We start from the raw sequence: 18,152 nt of genomic DNA on the forward strand, positions 1-18,152 counted from the left end.
GCCTCATGTTTTAGAAATCCAACTTAAATCCAAAGGTATACTGAGCTTGTAAGCGATAAGTCCCCAACGGGTTTTCAGGATCTTCATTATATTTGTTATTCGTAATCACAAACAGATTGTTAGCCTGTGCATAAACACGCAAAGCTGAAAGACCAATCTTACTCAACAAACGGGACGGAACATTATAGCTTAGGTTAATTTCCTGCAAACGAACATGATTGGCATTATCTGCCAAATAATCCATACTCTTGTACATGGTAAACCAATTACTGTATGTTCTTTCTACATCATTCTGAGGCAAAGGTAACATCTTCATCGGATCACAATTCAACACCTCAGAATACCTCGCATTAGGTAAAGATTTGGAGGTAACATTTGGATAATTGAACGAATGATGATTAAAGACATGACCGAATTTTCCGGTAATAATAAAAGAAAAATCAAAATCATAAATTCTAAACTGATTGGTAAAACCCAGCGTGTAAGGTGCTACTTTAGTTCCCATATCCAACATATAAGTAGTTGCATCCCCGATTGGCCATCCGTCTGAAAGGGCAAAACGAGTTTCTGCATCCGGTCCCTGTATCATAGGCTGCCAATTCGGAGAATCGTCAGTTCCTACATTATAAACGCCTGCATACTTGTATGCCCAAAGAGTTTGTGAATTTTTCCCCTCCACGTAAGCACTGGTTGCATCTCCATAAGCCAAATCGGAAGAAAGATAATTCTGGCGGAAAAGTTTTGTAATCTTATTACGATTCCATGCAAAGTTCAAATTTCCAAACCAAGTGATATTTTCCGTGATTGGAATAGTTGTTCCAACTTCCAGTTCGATTCCATGATTCTGCATAGCTGCATTATTAAACTTTTGACTTGTGGTACCATTAATAGAAGGGATGGATATTGTCGCCAACAAATCTTTTCCTTTTTTCTGGTATAAATCCAATTTTCCGAACAACTTACCTTCAAACAGAGAATAATCAAATCCAACATTAAGTGTACCCACCTTTTCCCAACGGAGAGTTGGATTTCCGAAACTGGCAATCGTCGCCACCACATCATCCGTGTACAAATCCGGGGTAGATTGTAATGAAATAAGAGGTTTAAAGGATGTACTGCTGTCTACATTTCCATTGTACCCGTAAGTGACACGCAAGGTCAAACGATCCAACCATTCGATATTATCCATGAATTTCTCCCGATATAATTGCCAACGCATACCTACCGACCAGAAAGGAGAGTAACGATACGACGGATCATCCGTGATTAAATTTGAAGCATCCGTACGGACACTACCCGATAAAGTATATTTGCCATCGAAAGTATAAGCTAAATTTCCATACAAAGAAAAATAACGGCTCGTAAGGTAAGAGTAAGTCGGTGTGTACGCAAACGATTTACTATATCCCATCCAATCTGTCACTGTTGTCCCGTTAAGGAACGCCCCTACGGTTAAACGGTCATCATTGTAACCGTAAACTGTTGGAGAAATTGTACCTTTAGTGATGGAATTACTAATCTCTGTTCCCACGATAGCATCAATCTCATGCTTATCAAATCTCCGGCTAAAATTTAACTGATTACGTAAATTATATCCCGTTGTTCGTACTTGTCTTTCATCGAGTATTTCCCCGTTCATCAGATTCGGAGTGATCGTATTGCTCGCCTTATTCCAGGTAGATGACGTATTCACCATATTCCGAACATAGAAAGAGCCTTCTTTATATAAATTACGCGTTTCATTTTGTAGTAATTCATATTGAAATTTAGCATCATAAGTAAACCCCTTCATAAGCTTTAGCGTCACCCCAGCCTGCAATCGGACGTTCAGGAGTTGAGTCGTAAGATCTCGATTATTCATTTCTACTAACGGGTTATAACTCCAATCCGAATAAGGGAATCTATCGACAGGAACTTGATTATCAATAATTGGTTGATAATAATCACGAATCACATTCGTATAATTCCCTGCCTCATCTTTTAGCATATCATAAGGGGAAAGATTCTGAATATCCGTTAAAGAACAACCGTTATTATTATCCTTACTATAATGCAACATACCAGAAAGACTAAAATCCATCCACTTCGTAACCTCTGCCATATTACGATAATTCAACATGTATTCTTGAGAATCCGTATTTTTAAACCGAGATTGATGGTCCGAGAACATCAATGATAATACATTATTGCTACGTTGTGAAGCACTGGAAATCGTAAGATTGTATTGCTGGCTAAAAGGCACTGCCAACATATAACGCCGAATCTGGTCTCGGTTATCATTCTTTCTTAAAGAATTTAAAATATCATCCCGATCCTTCTCAGATATATTCCCAAGGCGATGCTCATTCAATGCAGTCAATCCTTGAGAATAGGCCCGATAATAATCCTGTTGCAAGTTACCGTTATTTTGAATTGTCCCCCAACGATCAAAACCTTTCACCTCGTAATCAATCGTTTCCAACGAACTAGCCAAGGGATTGATATAATCAAGATCCAGTTTGGGACTGACTTTCACAAAAGCACTCAACTCTATTTTCAAACGATTCCCAGCTTCGGCTTTTTTTGTTGTCACGACGATCACACCATTAGCAGCCCGTGCTCCCCAGATAGAAGCAGCGGCAGCATCTTTCAAGATCGTCACACTGGCAACATCATTCGGATTAATACTATTAAAACCTCCTTCCACAGGAAATCCATCAACCACAAGTAAAGGTTGTGCATTAGCATACAAGGAGGTTTGTCCCCGAATTTCAAATGTCGGATTTCCTTCAGCATCAAGAGTTGAAGCAAGTCCTGCCGTAGTACCTATCAATCGTGAAGCGAAATTAGTTGCCGGTTTATCCAATTGTTGCTTGGAAATCACGTTAATCGATCCCGTAGATCGTTCTTTAGGTAAAACAGAGTATCCCGTAACAACCACCTCTTGTAAATCCTCAACAACAGCTTCAAGTATAACTTCTAACATTTTATCCGCATCACTCACTACAACTTCCTTGGTTTGCATTCCCACAAATGAGAAAACCAAAGTAATCTTTTCCCCTTTAGTAATCATGAGGCCGAACGTTCCATCATGATAGGTAGCCACGCCTTGAGTAGTCCCTTTTATCATGACAGTAACTCCCGGTAAAGGCAATCCTTCCTTGTCCCGAACCACTCCGCGAAGTTCCCGTTTAACGGGCTCTTCTTCAACGGGCAAGAACTTTGAAGAAATCATCACAATCCTATCTTCTACACGATACCCCAATCCTGTCTCCTTCAGACACTCTTTCAATACAACTTCTAAATCAGTTTTACTAAAAGACACCGTTACCTTTTTCTGCTTTTCCAACAGATTATCACTATAGGCAAAATGATAACCGGTCTGCCGGGTTATTTCTTCAAACACCTCCGGTAACGTAGCGTTTGTCATGGACAAACTCAATTTCACTTGTGCATGGGTATTTCCCAGTACCGTTGAAAACCCCAATGTCAATAAACACACGAGTAGTTTCATCATCAAACAAATCTTTTTAACGACATAAGAATTTCTTCCAACGTCAAATTCTTGATTCTTTTTCATAACTTTGTCTTTGAATTAATATTATGCCCTACGCCAATAGGGTACTTTAATTGATCAATTACAGGGAAGTAGTGCTAATACTTTCCTGTTTTTCTTTGTTCTGATTTTATAATAATTTCACCTCCATTTATTTCGTATTTTACTTGAGCTATGTCCTCGATAATATCCAATATTTTATCAACATCTTCATACTTTGGTAAATTAGCCGTTAAACGAATTCCTTGCACTTCCCGAGAAATTACAAAATGAACATCATACCAGCGTTCTAACTCTCGTACGACCTCTTCTATCGGTCTATTTTTGAATACAAACCTTTTCTCCTTCCATCCCACATAATTATTGACATCCACAGTCTGCACGGTTATCCCACTATCCGTAAGCAGTGCTTGTTCCCCAGGCATTAACTCCACACTCGTCCCATCTGACAGAGCTCGAACTTTTCCTTCCACCAGTGTGGTATGCTGTACTTCCCCCGGATAAGCCGAAACATTAAAAGACGTGCCCAAAACATTTACCTGCATACGATCCGTTTCTACAATAAAAGGCATTGAAGCATCGGATGTCACCTCAAAATAAGCTTCTCCTTTTAAATGAACCTTACGACTTTCTCCTGAAAAAAAACTAGGATAACTCAATTCTGTTTCAGCATTTAACCATACTTTCGTACCATCCGATAACACCAACATATACTCTGCTCCCCGTGGAATCTGCAACAAATGCCGTTGAGGGATAACAGCATACTTGGAATGTTTGTAAACAAGTCGTTGTCCATCATTTTCTAAAATCCCAGCAACAGAATCATTCCCAACACTCCGGCTCGTATTCAACTCCAATGTTCTCCCATCTTCCAACACTAACCGTACCCCCGAAGGTAATGTGGTAACTCCATGCCTGTTATCGATCTCCCTGTGAACAAATGATCCGGTATACAAAAATGTCACGATACCTATAGTTGCAAGTAGAACTGCCGCATAAGGAATAAAACGATAAAACAATCTTTTACTCCTTTTTCTTAAACGAGGTTCTACTTTCTTCCACCCTTCAAGCGCATCAAATTCGGAATATGCCGAATAACGCTGAGACTGATACGTAGAATTCTCTAAACGTTTTAAAAGCTCTTGATTCTCTTTCCGTTTTTCAATCCATTCATTCAACTCAAACTGCTGCTCCCTATTTGTCAAATCAAAAAGAGAAAGAAATATTAAATGTGCTATTCTCTTTCGCTCTACTAATTTCATTATTCCTTTTTTTAGTAAAGCAAGTGAAAAAGAAAAAGGATGACAAAAAAGTAAATCAATTTATAGAAAAAATTATCATTGCTAATGGATAAAGATGTTGCAATCTGTCTTTCAGTACTTTTTTTGCCCTTTGTCTTTGAGTTTTAATTGTAGACTCTGCCACGTTCAACACTTCCATAATTGATTTTATACTTTGCCCTTCTATATAACTCATTTTAAAAATACGCCTGCATTCAACCGGAAGTTCTTCTATTGCCCTAAATATTTCCTCAAACACTTCCGTCTCCACTTGAAACTCTTCATAACTCTCATCCTCTTCAACAAGAAGCCCTTTCATCTGTTCTCGAATCCGAGCTTGATTCCGGTTCATTTTCAAGAAATTTATCGCCTTATTATATACACATCCGTAAAGATAAGACTTGACTGTCAACAAACTGTCAAATGTCTTTCGTTTCTCGTAAAACCAAATAAAAATCTCTTGAACAATATCTTGAGCTGCCTCTTTATCGTTAATATATTTATCAGCAAAATAGCATAATGATTGATAGAATTGGACAAAAACATATTCGAATGCCTTGTTATCCCCGGCATTCAAACGATCAACAATATCCCGTTCATCCTTTTCCATAATCCAAAACCTTTTCCCCATTCAAATATTCGACAAGGAATTCTTTCTACAAATGTATATGAATAAATTTCTTTTTTAAAATCTCTATTCAAAAAACGACAACACAGCTTCCTCCCCCACCAACCAACGTCTTTTCAATCGTAAATCAAATACTTCTCTCGCATCTTCATAAACTCTGCAACTTCATCCTGCCATCCGGCTCGAATCTCTTCTTCCGTCGCACCATCTTTCAATTGTTGCTGCACTTTATCATTTCCTACCAACTTATTGAATAAAGCATTAAAGAAGGGTTCCTTGCCTTTATACTCTTTATAAGCTAGTAACAACCAAGCCAGATTCAGACGTTTCATTTTTAAAATAGTGTCATATTCCCCGTGTAAATCCATACCGTAACAAATTTGTCCCTTGCACTTTGGCTGCATACTCATACCCTTGATCGGACGAGGCACGTAAGCATAAGGCATACCTTGTAAGCTCGGATGCCCGAACACTTGAAACGGACGTAATGTTCCACGTCCCTCGTTAATTACCGTTCCCTCGAAAAAACAAGTTGACGGGTAAAGCATAATAGAAACAGAATCCGGTAAATTCGGAGACGGGGCATAAGGTAATGCCACGGGTTGTTCCCGGCTCCATCCCTCGCAAGGAATCACGGTCAGGTCACAAAGCACGCTATCTTTCAACCAACCTTCCCCATTAATCATTCCGGCATACTCACCTATCGTCATCCCGTACACGACCGGAACCGGGTGCATCCCGACAAAAGACTTAAACTCTTTCTGCAGGACCGGACCATCCACATAGAAAGCATTCGGATTCGGACGATCCATCACGATCAATGGAATACCTTGCTCTGCACAGGCTTCCATCACGTAATGCAACGTGGACAGATACGTGTAGAAACGCACGCCCACATCCTGCATATCAAAAATCATCACGTCAATTCCCGACAGATCCTCCGGCAGCGGCTTCTTTTTCTTTCCATACAGGGATACCACTTTCAAACCACTCCCAGCATCGATATAATCCCCCACAGCCTCCCCGGCATCAGCCGTTCCCCGAAATCCATGTTCCGGACAAAAAATCCGTACCACGTTAATGCCTCTACCCAACAAAAAATCTACACTATGCATAGTATCTACACGTGACGTATGATTGGCCACGATACCAACCCGTTTACCTTCCACCAGATTCCGATAAACCTCAAACCGTTCAATCCCGTCCTGTACATTCACGGAAATAGCATCCGTACATGCGGATGCTATCACCAAAAATAATATCAAATATCTCATCGATTACTTCGTCTTCTCTTCCTTATCTTTATAATCAATCACCATGGTATTCAGAATAGCATCCACTTGTTTCATCATATCCCGTTTCTCCTCATTCGGGTAATACACGTACCCCATCATATAAATCACCCGCTGATGCTCTTCATCCAGCACCACGTTCAACTCGTACGGTCCCGCCATAAAATCATTCACGACCATCCACAAACCGCGGAACAACACGGCGTAATGCCCGTTATACTTGTATTGCACGGCAGTGTAAGGCACCTCCAAATCCAATGCCATATACGAACCCTCACGCGGACCAGGGATATGTTTCTTCAACTCCTCGTTCACCCGATCAAAAATAATCGCGTAATTAAACTGACTTTCATGTTCATACTTTTCAGTAAAGAATATAATACCTTTACTATTCTTGGTTGTTTCACTCGACATCCACACGAAATCCGTCGTGTCTTTATTCACGTAATAACCTGTAGGACAATACAACAAGATATCATACTTTTTCTTGAACAAGTTAAAGATCCGGGTATCCGCCGTCCGCTTGTAAATTGATATTAATCGATCACGCTCGGCCTTGGCATATATACCGAGAATTTTCAACTTATTCTCGTCAAACAACTTGAAAAACGTTTTTCGATCCGGTGCCGCAATTTTTATAAACTTCTGTGTTTTGGCCCACGGGCTATCCACGTATTGCACGTAAGCAGAATCAATAGCAGAAGAAATCACGACCTGCAATACATTGCGATGCCCCTTCATATTTTTATCGAAATACTTCTCCGGCAAGTTAAGCACATCAAAAATCGGCTCCGACTGTGGTAATCCATCTTGATCCTGTCCAAAAAATTCCCGTATCGTGTCCCCCACAGGACCATCCCACGTGTTCTTCTCGGCAATAACCAATACTTGATTGATTTTCCCTGTCACGGAAGACATCAGATTCTTCGTAGCCTCCTTACAAGAAGCTAACATTAAAACCATCACGAAAACAAATACAATATTTTTCATAGTAATCAATATTTTCAATTGCTAAAACTTACTATTGGCCTCATCCAAGATGCCTTTCACCGATCCCACGATAATCTTGGCTTCAACCATCACGGGAATACGATACTCGTCATCACTTACCCAGACCTTCATATTCTCTCCCCCTTTAAACACGTCTCCGGCCACGAGCAAGGGAGAAAACACGTGACACATCCGCCGCCCGCTATCCGTTTTCACTTTCTCTTTTCCCAAGTAGCGAACGTACAAATCGTATACTTTATTGTCCAGTAAAATACGTATCGGGATCTGGTCTCCCTTTTTATAACTGTCAAAGTCCAACTCCCGGGCATACCATGCCACGGACAACATATCGTACGTGTCGGGCAATAACTTAATCGTGTCCTTGCGCTGATACTTCCCGATCCGTTGTATATCGGCATGAACCACACCGTTATCATAATCCCACACGTAATCGAAAGTTTTATGGTAATTCCCCTCGTGTGCTTTCCTTGAAAACTCGTAAGGCTTATAGGTCAAGCTGTCATGATACGAAATCAACGTATCTCTCAGTTTGAACACCCAATCCCACGAAGGATTGGAATACCCCACGGCAAATATGCGCTGGGCATTCGGGTACTTGCCGGAAGGCTGTACGGTCATTTCCACCGAACCCGCGTTAATCCAAATGAAGCTCCAATTGTAATAGCCCCTGTAAGTCAGTTTCTCTATCACGTTAGGCAACTTCTTCTGCGATATGGCAGGAAGGCTCACAAACAATGTAATTATCAGTATAATCGTTCTCATCGATTAGTTCTATTTCTTTTTTTATCTCCTTCTGTATTCTTCTTTTTACTCGGATCTTCCCTCTTATACGTTTTACTCATGTCAAAGTCTTGCTCAACATCGAAATTCTTTTTCAATTTTATCTCCGTAGGCAAATATTTCACCTCTTCCGGTTGCAAATGTTTCAGGTAATTACCCGTATCCCATTTCCCATTCCCGTTCCGATCAATAATAGCCCGGATCATGTAAGTTCCCTCTCCCAGGTAATCAAAGACCACTTTACCATTTCCCTTGATCGTTCGTTCTTCCAGCACCTTGATCTCCTTATCACCCTGGTAAAGTTGTAAAATGATCGGGGTTGTTGCCTCTTTCACGTTCACGATAATACTCCCGTAATCCTCGATCGCTTTCGTTTTAAAACTCTTCTCGAGTTTGTTGTTATACAACCCGTAAATACTATATATCCCCATCGAATCAATCGACAACTGGTACTCCGTTTCCGGTTTCCATTCCTTCTCTAAATAATACCTACGGATTTTCAGGCTGTCATGTTTCAATTTAAAGTCAACCGGGGTCAAAACAGAATCCACCATTTCAAACAACTGAATATTCTTCAACCCGTCCTCCACGATCGGGCGGTCAAACTCCAACGTTATGCTCTTGTTCAAATCCATCGTACTACCGACACCCGCGCTAATCTCCATAAACTTGATCGCCGGGATGGAATCCTGTTCCTTCTTACGTTTTCCCTTGGGGTCCGGTTTATCTTTGTAGTAGAATTTAATCGTATCCGCAAGCAACACACGCTTACCGAGTGAATCCGTTCGCAAATAACTAGCTTCAGCCACAAGCGAATCAACCTTGTACACCAAAGAATCCTTTATCCACAACTGGACCGTGTCCCTTCCGGCAGAACGCTCCTCGATATACCAATCATCCTGATCAACCTTATCCAACAAATGTAGTCCAAGCAATCGCACCTTTAACTGATGTTCAGCAGGAACACTGAAAGTAAAATCCAATCGCTCCCGTTCCTTACGAGCCTCATCAACCAGGTATAATAGCGTCTTTTCCTCATCAAACATGGGGATAAATAAGTTTGTCGGCCCGAACATCGTGAAATCACGTCGAATAACCGTATCTTTTGATAATACTTTGAATTCCACGCCCTTCTTCGTTCTCCGCCCCTCAATCACCGTCGTGTCCGGATGAATTGTATCATAAACCGTCGTGGGGAATGATATGGTTTGAACCAAAGAATCGACGAAACCCACTTTTGTTTCCGAAGGCACAAACAGATAATTACCTCTGGCATCATCTATCGCCAGAACCCGATAAGTATCATTCTTGATATTGGTCACCCGAAACATTCCGGCACTATCCGTTTTAGCCACGTAACTCGGCAAGTCTGTCAACGGGACAGAATCCGCCGTATTCTGGTAAAACATCACCGTGGCCCCCAGCACGGGCAACTGCGTTTCCATATCGATCACCTGTCCCCCTAATTCCATCGAATCCAATTGAGGCCCGGTGGAAAACACGTACCGGTAAAAACCAAGCGGGTTTCCCTCGTTATTATCCACGATCGCATCAGCAAAATCCAACGTGTAAGTTGTATTCGGTTTCAAAGAATCCTGAAACGTCACCCGCACGTATTTTCCTCGCAAACTCACCCGGGCTTTTTTCTTCATCGGGGGAGACATCACGAATTTCTTGTTAATATCCTTTAGCTGAACATATTCGTCAAAATAAATATCGATCTGTTTACCCTTGAAATTCGTTGAAAAAGACTCCGGGACCTCCTTGACAACCTGTGGTGGTGTTTCGTCCTTTTCTCCTCCCTGCGGGTAACCCCTGTTTGCACAGGCATATATAATCAACGCCACGATAATAGCGACAAAACAGAATCCGTTCCAAAAAAATTTATTCATAGTCCTCAAAAATATTAACTTTACAAAACTAGGGAAAAAAAGCTAAAATCCTTTCAATTTTAGATGTAAGATTCAAGTTTTTTTAGATGCTGCCGGACTTTCCCAAGCAAGCAACACTCACCCGTATTCCCTTGATTTTACTCAATTCCATCATACATGCCCGAATAGTCGCCCCGCTTGTCACAACATCATCCACCAGCAACACATGACAATCCTCCACACAAGCCGTATCTCCCAACTCGAAAGCCTCTGCCACGTTATCAGCCCGCTGTCCCCGCTCCAAACCTGTTTGCGAAGGAGTATTTACCACTCGCTTCAACACACCCGACGCCACCCGAACACTTAAGACACTTGCAATCCCCGTGCCAATCATAAAAGCCTGGTTAAAACCTCGTTCCTTTTCCCGTTTGGGATGCAACGGCACGGGAATAATACAGTCAATTCCGCTGATATCTTTCATCCGTTCTCCCAGCATCTTCCCCGCCCATACACCTAACTCCTTGTTGAAACGATACTTGATAGCATACACCAGTTTATGAAAATCACTTGCCCGATCATAGCGGAACAACCAATACAAATGTCCGATCCCCAAATCATTCGCAAGCACCTCATCCGCCTCCTCGTCAATTCCGTCATTTAAAGGCAATCCGCTCAAACAAACAGAACACAAAAAAGGTTCTCCATCAACCAGAACGTCACCACACACTACACACGCCCGAGGATACAATAACCTGAAAAAATTGGAAAAAAAGGAAGAAGAAAGCCATGTCATTGTTTGACAAAATTATACGTGATCGTTCCCGACTGTCGCTCCGGGGCTTTCTCGTCAGCATTAAACTCCGATTTCAAAGCGGCATCCGCTGCCACCTCTCGCAAAGTATCATCTTTATTTGACTCTGCATCCACGATCTCGGCTTTAATAACCCGTCCCTGTCGATTCACGACTACCGCCACCACGACCTTTCCACCAAACTCGCATTTATACACCGGAATCGGCAAATAAGTCTTGTAACGCCCCTTTATATTATATGACACGCTACTCTTCCCCACGTATACCGTGGATTGAAGTGAATCCAGCATCCGTTCCTTCTTGTCGCGCTGGGCACGAATACTATCCTCCTTGTAATGCTTGTTTTTATTCGCCCGATAACGCCCTCCGTAATCACTATCAATCTCTTCCTGAATTTGTTCGATATATTCTTTTACCCGTTCATGAGGTTGGGTCTCCGCGTTTTTCTTCACTACATCCTCGTTCACCGCCAGCGAACGCAATAGTTCGTCTACCTCCTCGTCTGCACTTTGTCGAAGGATCTGCTCTTTTCTTTCTTGTTCCTCTTGTTTTTGCTGCACAATTTCCGGCTCCGGCATATCAATCTCGATCTCTATCCGCTGTTGCGAATCCAAGCGTGAAATTCCGACACAAACTAAAAAGATAGCCAGCACGAGATGAAAAATCACCGTTCCCATCACGCCATGACGGTGTTCCTTCAACCAAGCCAAGAGACAATCTCTACCAACGTAATCATTCTTCACGTTCATAACTTTACTCGAATTTAATCGCCTTCACCGGGCTGATCTTGGAGATCAGCATTGTCGGTACAATCAGCATTAAAACGGTTACCACAATCACCCCTACATTTAATAATACCACGTACCCCAAACCAAAATTAATCGGAACCGTATCCATATAATACGTCACAGGATCAAGATGAATCACGCGGAACATCGCCTGAATTCCTGCCAAAACAAAGGCCAGCACATTCCCCCACAACATCCCCTTAATAATCAATCCCGCCGATATATACAAGAACAATTTTCGCAAGGAAACATTCTTATAACCCAACGCTTTCAATATTCCAATCAACGAGGTCTTATCCAAAATCAAGATCAATAACCCCGACACCATATTAAAACCGGCCACCGTGACAATCAAAATCAGAATCACCCACACGTTCATGTTCAGCAAGGCCAACCAGTCAAAAATCTGCGGAGCCACATCGGCAAGCGTCTGCACCTCGTAATTTCCATTTGCATCATACACGACATTCTCCACCCCCACGATCACCTCATCTAATCGTTCCACGTCCTCCAGTTCGATGGCAATCCCGGAAACCTCCCCCGGTTCCCAATCATTCAATTTTGCCAAATGCCGTTTGTCAACCAACACCATCACGTCATCATACTCCTTGAACCCCGTGTCGTAAATTCCGGCAACGGTAAACACTCTTGCCCTCGGCGGGTCCTGCACGAAATGGGCAGTAACTTTTCCACCGACACCGATTTTCAACATATCCGCCACCGACGCGGAGATCAACACCTCATTCGATGCCTTTTCTGTTTTAAAGTCAGGGATCTCCCCCTCTTTCAAATTCTCCCTGAAAAAAGCAACATCATACCCCACATCCACCCCTTTCAACACAACCCCGTGAATCTCCTCCTTACTCTTGAAAATAGCAGGTTTCTCAATATACCCGTACACGTTCTTCACACCTTTCACGTCTTTCAAGCCTTGCATCAGACTCTCCGCTTCTCGGACCACTCCTCCCTCACCCACCGAGCCGGGGACAAAAGGCACCACACTCAAGTGAGCCGTGAAACCCGACAACTTTTCAGTAATCTCATACTTAAAACCCGTGATAATAAACAACGACAATAACATCACGCACAACCCCAAAGCAATCCCAACAATCGCAATTCTCACGATCGGCACCGACACGGATTTCGTGCCGTCTCCTTTCAACAATCTACGCGCAATGTACCATTCCAGATTCATAATAATTGAAAATTGAAAATTGAAAATGTGATGTCATATCAACATCTCAACCTTGCTATTATCATCGTGCAAAACTACGAAAACAAAAACAGATTCGAAAGGGTATGTACAAGAATGTATTTAAGGTAATTATACTCGATTTCGTTGTGAGAGGTTAACTCCTGCATACAAGAAGGCATATTTACCATTCATAATCAAATGGATAAGGGATTAGCTTCCAAGACAAGCGCCAATTCATTTCGCCACGAAGACGTGTCAGGGACGTTCACGAACGCCTTTGTAACGTCTTTGATTCGTCTTTGATACGTCTTTAATCCCTAAGAACATCGAATATGCCACGTGTATTACCCGGGAAAAGTTTACTTTAATATTTCGTTGTAAAGTGGTATACAAGTACCGTATTTAATAATCAATTTCAGAATCAAACTAAATTAGACACTCCACTTCAAATTTAAAACGATTCCGGAATATATAATGACATTTTTTTATTAAACTCGCGTACATGCTGAGAAAAATAGAATAAATCATATAAAATAGTCATGCAAAATAATCTAATTGACAAAAAAATCGTTGACCAGAAGCTAGAAGCTTGCGGAATCCGTGACATGGAAGATGCCACGATACGCGACATCGTGAAAGTGGTAAACATGGTGGAAGCCGAAAGCGGGGAGAAATTCATCCGCATGGAAATGGGTGTTCCCGGACTTGCCCCCTCTAAAATCGGTATCGATGCCGAGATCGAGGCGCTACGTGCCGGCTGCGCTCAATTCTACCCGATGCTCGAAGGACACAAGGAGTTCAAGGAAGAAGGCTCCAAGTTCGTGAAGAACTTCGTGGACATCAACATCAAACCGGAAGGCATCATCCCGACGGTGGGTTCCATGCAAGCCTGTTTCGCCGCATTCATGGCTGTAACGGAATGCAAAAAAGGAAAAGACACCGTCCTTTTCATTGACCCGGGATTCCCCGTACAAAAAACACAAATGCAAGTAATCGGCAAACCGTTTGAATCATTTGACGTTTACAATTACAGGGGTGAAAAATTACGGGAAAAACTGGAAGAATACCTTTCCAAGGGAAACATCGCCGCCATCCTGTACAGCAACCCGAACAACCCGGCTTGGATATGTCTCACCGACAAGGAACTGAAGATTATCGGAGAGCTGGCCACCAAATATGACGTGATCGTACTGGAAGACCTAGCCTATTTCGCCATGGACTTCCGCCGGGACCTTTCCGTACCGGGTAAAGCTCCGTTCCAACCGTCAGTCGGTAAATACACGGACAATTACATTGTCATGATCTCCGGTTCCAAACTATTCAGTTACGCCGGACAACGTCTGGGAATCATGTGTATTTCTGACGCTTTATACAACCGGAAATATGATAACTTGCACGATCGTTTCGGGGGAATGGGCACCTTGGGTTATACCATCGTGAACCGGATCATATACACGCTATCATCCGGGACAACTCACTCCTGCCAGTACGCCATGGCCGCCATCTTGAAAGCAGCCAACGAGGGACGCATCAACATCCTCGACGGGGTACGGGAATATGCAGAGCGGGCTCACGCCATGAAAGAGCTGTTCACCAAGTATGGTTTCGAGATCGTGTACGACCGGGATCTGGAAGAACCTATCGCCGACGGATTCTATTTCACGATTATCTACCCGGGCTTCACCGGAGGAGACCTCACGAAAGAGATTCTATATTACGGTATATCAGCCATCCCGTTACGCGACACGGGTTCCAAGAAACAAGGTCTTCGTGCTTGTGTTTCTCAAACCGGACTCAACCGAATGCCGGAACTGGAAGAACGCTTGAAACGCTTCGCGGCAGATCACACGAAATAATTGAACATGGAGAATTGAAAATTGAAAATGTCTTACAAAAATCTCATTTTCAATTTTCAACTTCAAGTTTTCAATTTACTGAAATTAAATCGAAACAAATTCCGGCTCAACAGCCTTAACATGAAAGTAAAACAATGTTAAAATACAGGAAAACTATTTCACGATTCAATTTAAGTTTGTAATTTTATCCCGTAGATGTGTTACAAAATATAAGGCAAAAAGAGAATTTATTTATAAATCATAATCAATTCAATTATGGCAAAATTTAGAGGCGCTGTCGTCGTTGACAAAGAAAAATGCAAAGGATGTAACCTTTGCGTGGTCGCGTGTCCTACCAAAACTCTTGACTTAGCGAAAGAAGTGAATGGCAAAGGATACCACTACTCCGAGATGGTAAACCCGGAAGCATGTATTGGATGTGCCAGCTGCGCGTTGGTATGCCCAGACTCGGTAATCACCGTTTACAAAATGAATGTACAATAAGAATAAAAACTACCGAAAATGGCAGAAGTAAAATTAATGAAAGGGAACGAGGTATTAGCCGAAGCTGCTATCCGTTGTGGATGTGATGCTTATTATGGTTACCCTATTACCCCGCAATCCGAAGTCATGGAGACTCTCATGTTACGCAAACCGTGGGAGGAAACAGGAATGGTCGTATTGCAGGCCGAAAGTGAATTGGCCTCTATCAACATGGTATACGGTGCCGCTGCTTGCGGTAAAAAGGCAATGACATCATCATCCAGCCCCGGTATCTCGTTGATGCAAGAAGGTTTAACCTACTTGGCAGGAGCAGAACTTCCCTGCTTGGTGATTGATGTTGTACGTGGAGGCCCAGGACTGGGAACCATCCAACCGGCACAAAGTGACTATTTTCAGGCAACCAAAGGTGGTGGTCACGGAGACTATCACTTGATCGTCCTCGCTCCCGCTTCCGTTCAAGAAATGAACGATTTCGTAGGACTTGGTTTTGACTTGGCATTCAAATATCGTAACCCGGCCATGATCCTTGCCGATGGTGTTATCGGACAGATGATGGAAAAAGTTCAATTGAGCGAATACAAACCCCGTTGGACTCAAGAAGATATCGACAAGATGTCTGACAATTGGGCTTTAACCGGTAAGAAAGCACATCGTTCTCACAACACGATCACTTCCTTGGAATTGGACTCTTACAAACAAGAGGTATTCAACCACAAACTTCAAGAGAAGTACAAAATGATGGAAGAAAACGATGTTCTTTTTGAAGAAATCCAATGTGACGACGCGGAATACATATTCGTGGCTTATGGATCAGCATCTCGTATTTGCCAAAAAGCAGTACAATTATGCCGTGAAAAAGGAATTAAAGTAGGTATCCTTCGTCCGATTACCCTTTATCCTTTCCCGAAAAAAGAAATCGCACGCTTGTCTAAACAAGTGAAGGGAATCTTAACTGTAGAAATGAGCGCCGGTCAAATGGTAGAAGACGTTCGTTTGAACGTGGCCAATAACATCCCGGTAGAACACTACGGACGTTTCGGAGGAGTAATCCCGACACCGGAAGAGATCGTTGAAGCACTTGAAAAACAAATTATAGGAGCATAAGCTATGTCAGTAGAATTAAAAGATATAATAAAAGAGGAGAATATTGTTTACAAGAAAACTCCCGTGCTTACCGATAACGTGATGCACTACTGTCCGGGATGTTCCCATGGCGTGGTTCACAAAATTATCGCGGAAGTGATTGAAGAAATGGGTATCCAGGACAAAACCATCGGTGTATCTCCGGTAGGATGTTCTGTACTTGCCTACAACTATTTGGATATTGATTGGGCAGAAGCAGCACACGGACGTGCCCCGGCCGTTGCAACCGGTATCAGCCGTGTTCACCCCGATCGTTACGTGTTCACTTATCAAGGTGATGGTGACTTGGCATCTATCGGATGCGGGGAAATCATGCACGCTTGTAACCGTGGTGAAAACATCGTGGTAATCTTTATCAACAACGCGATCTACGGTATGACCGGAGGACAGATGGCACCCACCACCCTTTTGGGACAGGTAACCGCTACCACTCCTTACGGACGTGACGCCAAATTGAACGGATTCCCGATGAAATTAACCGAATTACTTGCCCAACTGGATGGAACTTGCTACGTAACCCGTCAGTCAGTTCACACCCCGGCTAACGTGCGTAAAGCAAAAGCCGCTATCCGCAAGGCATTCGAGAACACCCGGAAAGACAAGGGTACTTCTTTCGTGGAAATCGTTAGTACATGTAACTCCGGTTGGAAAGTAACCCCGGTAGAAGCCAACAAATGGATGGTGGAAAACATGTTCCCGAAATACCCGTTAGGAGACATCAAAGACATTTAATAATTTGAGATTTTAGATTTACGATTTTAGATTATCTGAATCGTAAATCCCAAATCATAAATCGTAAATTAAAGATTATGACAGAAGAAATCATTATAGCAGGATTCGGTGGACAAGGAGTTCTTTCCATGGGAAAGATTCTTGCTTACTCCGGAATTATGCAAGATCAGGAAGTTGCTTGGATGCCTTCTTACGGTCCTGAAATGCGCGGTGGTACCGCCAACGTGACCGTTATCTTGAGCGACGAGCGCATCAGCTCCCCGATCTTAACGAAATACGATACCGCTATCGTTCTGAACCAACAATCCATGGATAAGTTCGAAAGCATGGTAAAACCGGGAGGTACCTTGATCTATGACCCGAACGGTATCACTCACGAACCGACGAGAAGAGATATCAATATCTACAAGATCGAAGGAACAGCCATTGCCGCAGAGCAAGGAAACCCGAAAGTATTCAACATGATCGTTCTTGGTGGATTCTTGAAGGTAAAACCGATCGTAAAACTTGACAACGTGGAAAAAGGTTTGCAAAAATCTTTACCCCCTCGTCACCACAAGATGATCCCGATGAACATCGAGGCCATCCAAACCGGTATGAACAGCGTTGAAGTTGTTAACCAACTATAAAACAAATAACCCCGCCTTTCGGCGGGGTTATTTGTTTATACACCTTTACTTTCCGTAATATTGGTAAGCATTTCCGTTATTTGTATTAGATAAATTGCCAAGGCTTGTTGTAATTTTG

At 42.5% G+C, this 18,152-nt stretch carries 15 protein-coding genes; 5 read left to right on the forward strand and 10 right to left on the reverse strand.

Annotated features, from left to right (window positions below):
- Positions 1 to 10: 10 nt before the first annotated feature.
- The 10 genes from D8S85_RS09070 to D8S85_RS09115 form a co-directional block, all read right to left on the reverse strand.
- Entirely contained in the window at positions 11 to 3,559 is a 3,549-nt protein-coding gene (locus D8S85_RS09070; protein WP_106480426.1) for a SusC/RagA family TonB-linked outer membrane protein, read from the reverse strand.
- A 74-nt stretch (positions 3,560 to 3,633) separates the two neighbouring features.
- A complete protein-coding gene (locus tag D8S85_RS09075; RefSeq protein WP_106480427.1) occupies positions 3,634 to 4,797 on the reverse strand; it encodes a FecR family protein in 1,164 nt (387 codons plus the stop codon).
- A 55-nt stretch (positions 4,798 to 4,852) separates the two neighbouring features.
- A complete protein-coding gene (locus D8S85_RS09080) occupies positions 4,853 to 5,425 on the reverse strand; it encodes an RNA polymerase sigma factor (RefSeq protein ID WP_106625053.1) in 573 nt (190 codons plus the stop codon).
- Between the two features lie 134 nt (positions 5,426 to 5,559).
- The gene (locus tag D8S85_RS09085) at positions 5,560 to 6,717 is read right to left on the reverse strand and encodes an exo-beta-N-acetylmuramidase NamZ family protein (RefSeq protein ID WP_106480428.1); all 1,158 of its coding nucleotides are present in this window, start codon (positions 6,715 to 6,717) and stop codon (positions 5,560 to 5,562) included.
- A 3-nt stretch (positions 6,718 to 6,720) separates the two neighbouring features.
- Complete coding sequence (locus D8S85_RS09090) at positions 6,721 to 7,725, reverse strand: DUF4837 family protein (RefSeq protein ID WP_106480429.1); 1,005 nt, start codon at positions 7,723 to 7,725, stop codon at positions 6,721 to 6,723.
- 21 nt (positions 7,726 to 7,746) lie between these two features.
- Entirely contained in the window at positions 7,747 to 8,508 is a 762-nt protein-coding gene (locus tag D8S85_RS09095; protein WP_106480430.1) for a DUF3108 domain-containing protein, read from the reverse strand.
- Positions 8,505 to 10,418 (reverse strand): Ig-like domain-containing protein, encoded by a 1,914-nt coding sequence (locus D8S85_RS09100; protein WP_106480431.1) that lies wholly within the window; start codon positions 10,416 to 10,418, stop codon positions 8,505 to 8,507. The genes D8S85_RS09095 and D8S85_RS09100 overlap by 4 nt, the downstream gene beginning before the upstream one ends.
- Positions 10,419 to 10,500: 82 nt before the next feature.
- Positions 10,501 to 11,190 carry a ComF family protein gene (locus D8S85_RS09105; protein ID WP_106480432.1) on the reverse strand — a complete coding sequence of 230 codons (690 nt, stop codon included), beginning with the start codon at positions 11,188 to 11,190 and terminating at the stop codon, positions 10,501 to 10,503.
- Positions 11,187 to 11,957 carry an energy transducer TonB gene (locus tag D8S85_RS09110; protein WP_127074986.1) on the reverse strand — a complete coding sequence of 257 codons (771 nt, stop codon included), beginning with the start codon at positions 11,955 to 11,957 and terminating at the stop codon, positions 11,187 to 11,189. The genes D8S85_RS09105 and D8S85_RS09110 overlap by 4 nt, the downstream gene beginning before the upstream one ends.
- A 4-nt stretch (positions 11,958 to 11,961) precedes the next feature.
- The gene (locus D8S85_RS09115; protein ID WP_106480434.1) at positions 11,962 to 13,191 is read right to left on the reverse strand and encodes an ABC transporter permease; all 1,230 of its coding nucleotides are present in this window, start codon (positions 13,189 to 13,191) and stop codon (positions 11,962 to 11,964) included.
- 539 nt (positions 13,192 to 13,730) lie between these two features.
- Between D8S85_RS09115 and D8S85_RS09120 the strand changes: the two genes are divergently transcribed.
- The 5 genes from D8S85_RS09120 to D8S85_RS09140 all read left to right on the forward strand — a co-directional run bounded on the left by D8S85_RS09120 (position 13,731) and on the right by D8S85_RS09140 (position 18,034).
- Positions 13,731 to 15,047, forward strand: a complete 1,317-nt coding sequence (locus tag D8S85_RS09120; RefSeq protein WP_106480435.1) for a pyridoxal phosphate-dependent aminotransferase — start codon at positions 13,731 to 13,733, stop codon at positions 15,045 to 15,047.
- 255 nt (positions 15,048 to 15,302) lie between these two features.
- The gene (locus tag D8S85_RS09125) at positions 15,303 to 15,530 is read left to right on the forward strand and encodes a 4Fe-4S binding protein (RefSeq protein WP_027202850.1); all 228 of its coding nucleotides are present in this window, start codon (positions 15,303 to 15,305) and stop codon (positions 15,528 to 15,530) included.
- 18 nt (positions 15,531 to 15,548) lie between these two features.
- Entirely contained in the window at positions 15,549 to 16,634 is a 1,086-nt protein-coding gene (locus D8S85_RS09130; RefSeq protein ID WP_106480436.1) for a 3-methyl-2-oxobutanoate dehydrogenase subunit VorB, read from the forward strand.
- A 3-nt stretch (positions 16,635 to 16,637) separates the two neighbouring features.
- Entirely contained in the window at positions 16,638 to 17,405 is a 768-nt protein-coding gene (locus tag D8S85_RS09135) for a thiamine pyrophosphate-dependent enzyme (protein ID WP_106480437.1), read from the forward strand.
- 77 nt (positions 17,406 to 17,482) lie between these two features.
- Positions 17,483 to 18,034 carry a 2-oxoacid:acceptor oxidoreductase family protein gene (locus D8S85_RS09140; protein ID WP_106480438.1) on the forward strand — a complete coding sequence of 184 codons (552 nt, stop codon included), beginning with the start codon at positions 17,483 to 17,485 and terminating at the stop codon, positions 18,032 to 18,034.
- Positions 18,035 to 18,152: the final 118 nt, after the last annotated feature.

Origin of the sequence: Butyricimonas faecalis, assembly GCF_003991565.1 — a bacterium.
Taxonomy (GTDB): Bacteria; Bacteroidota; Bacteroidia; order Bacteroidales; family Marinifilaceae; genus Butyricimonas; species Butyricimonas faecalis.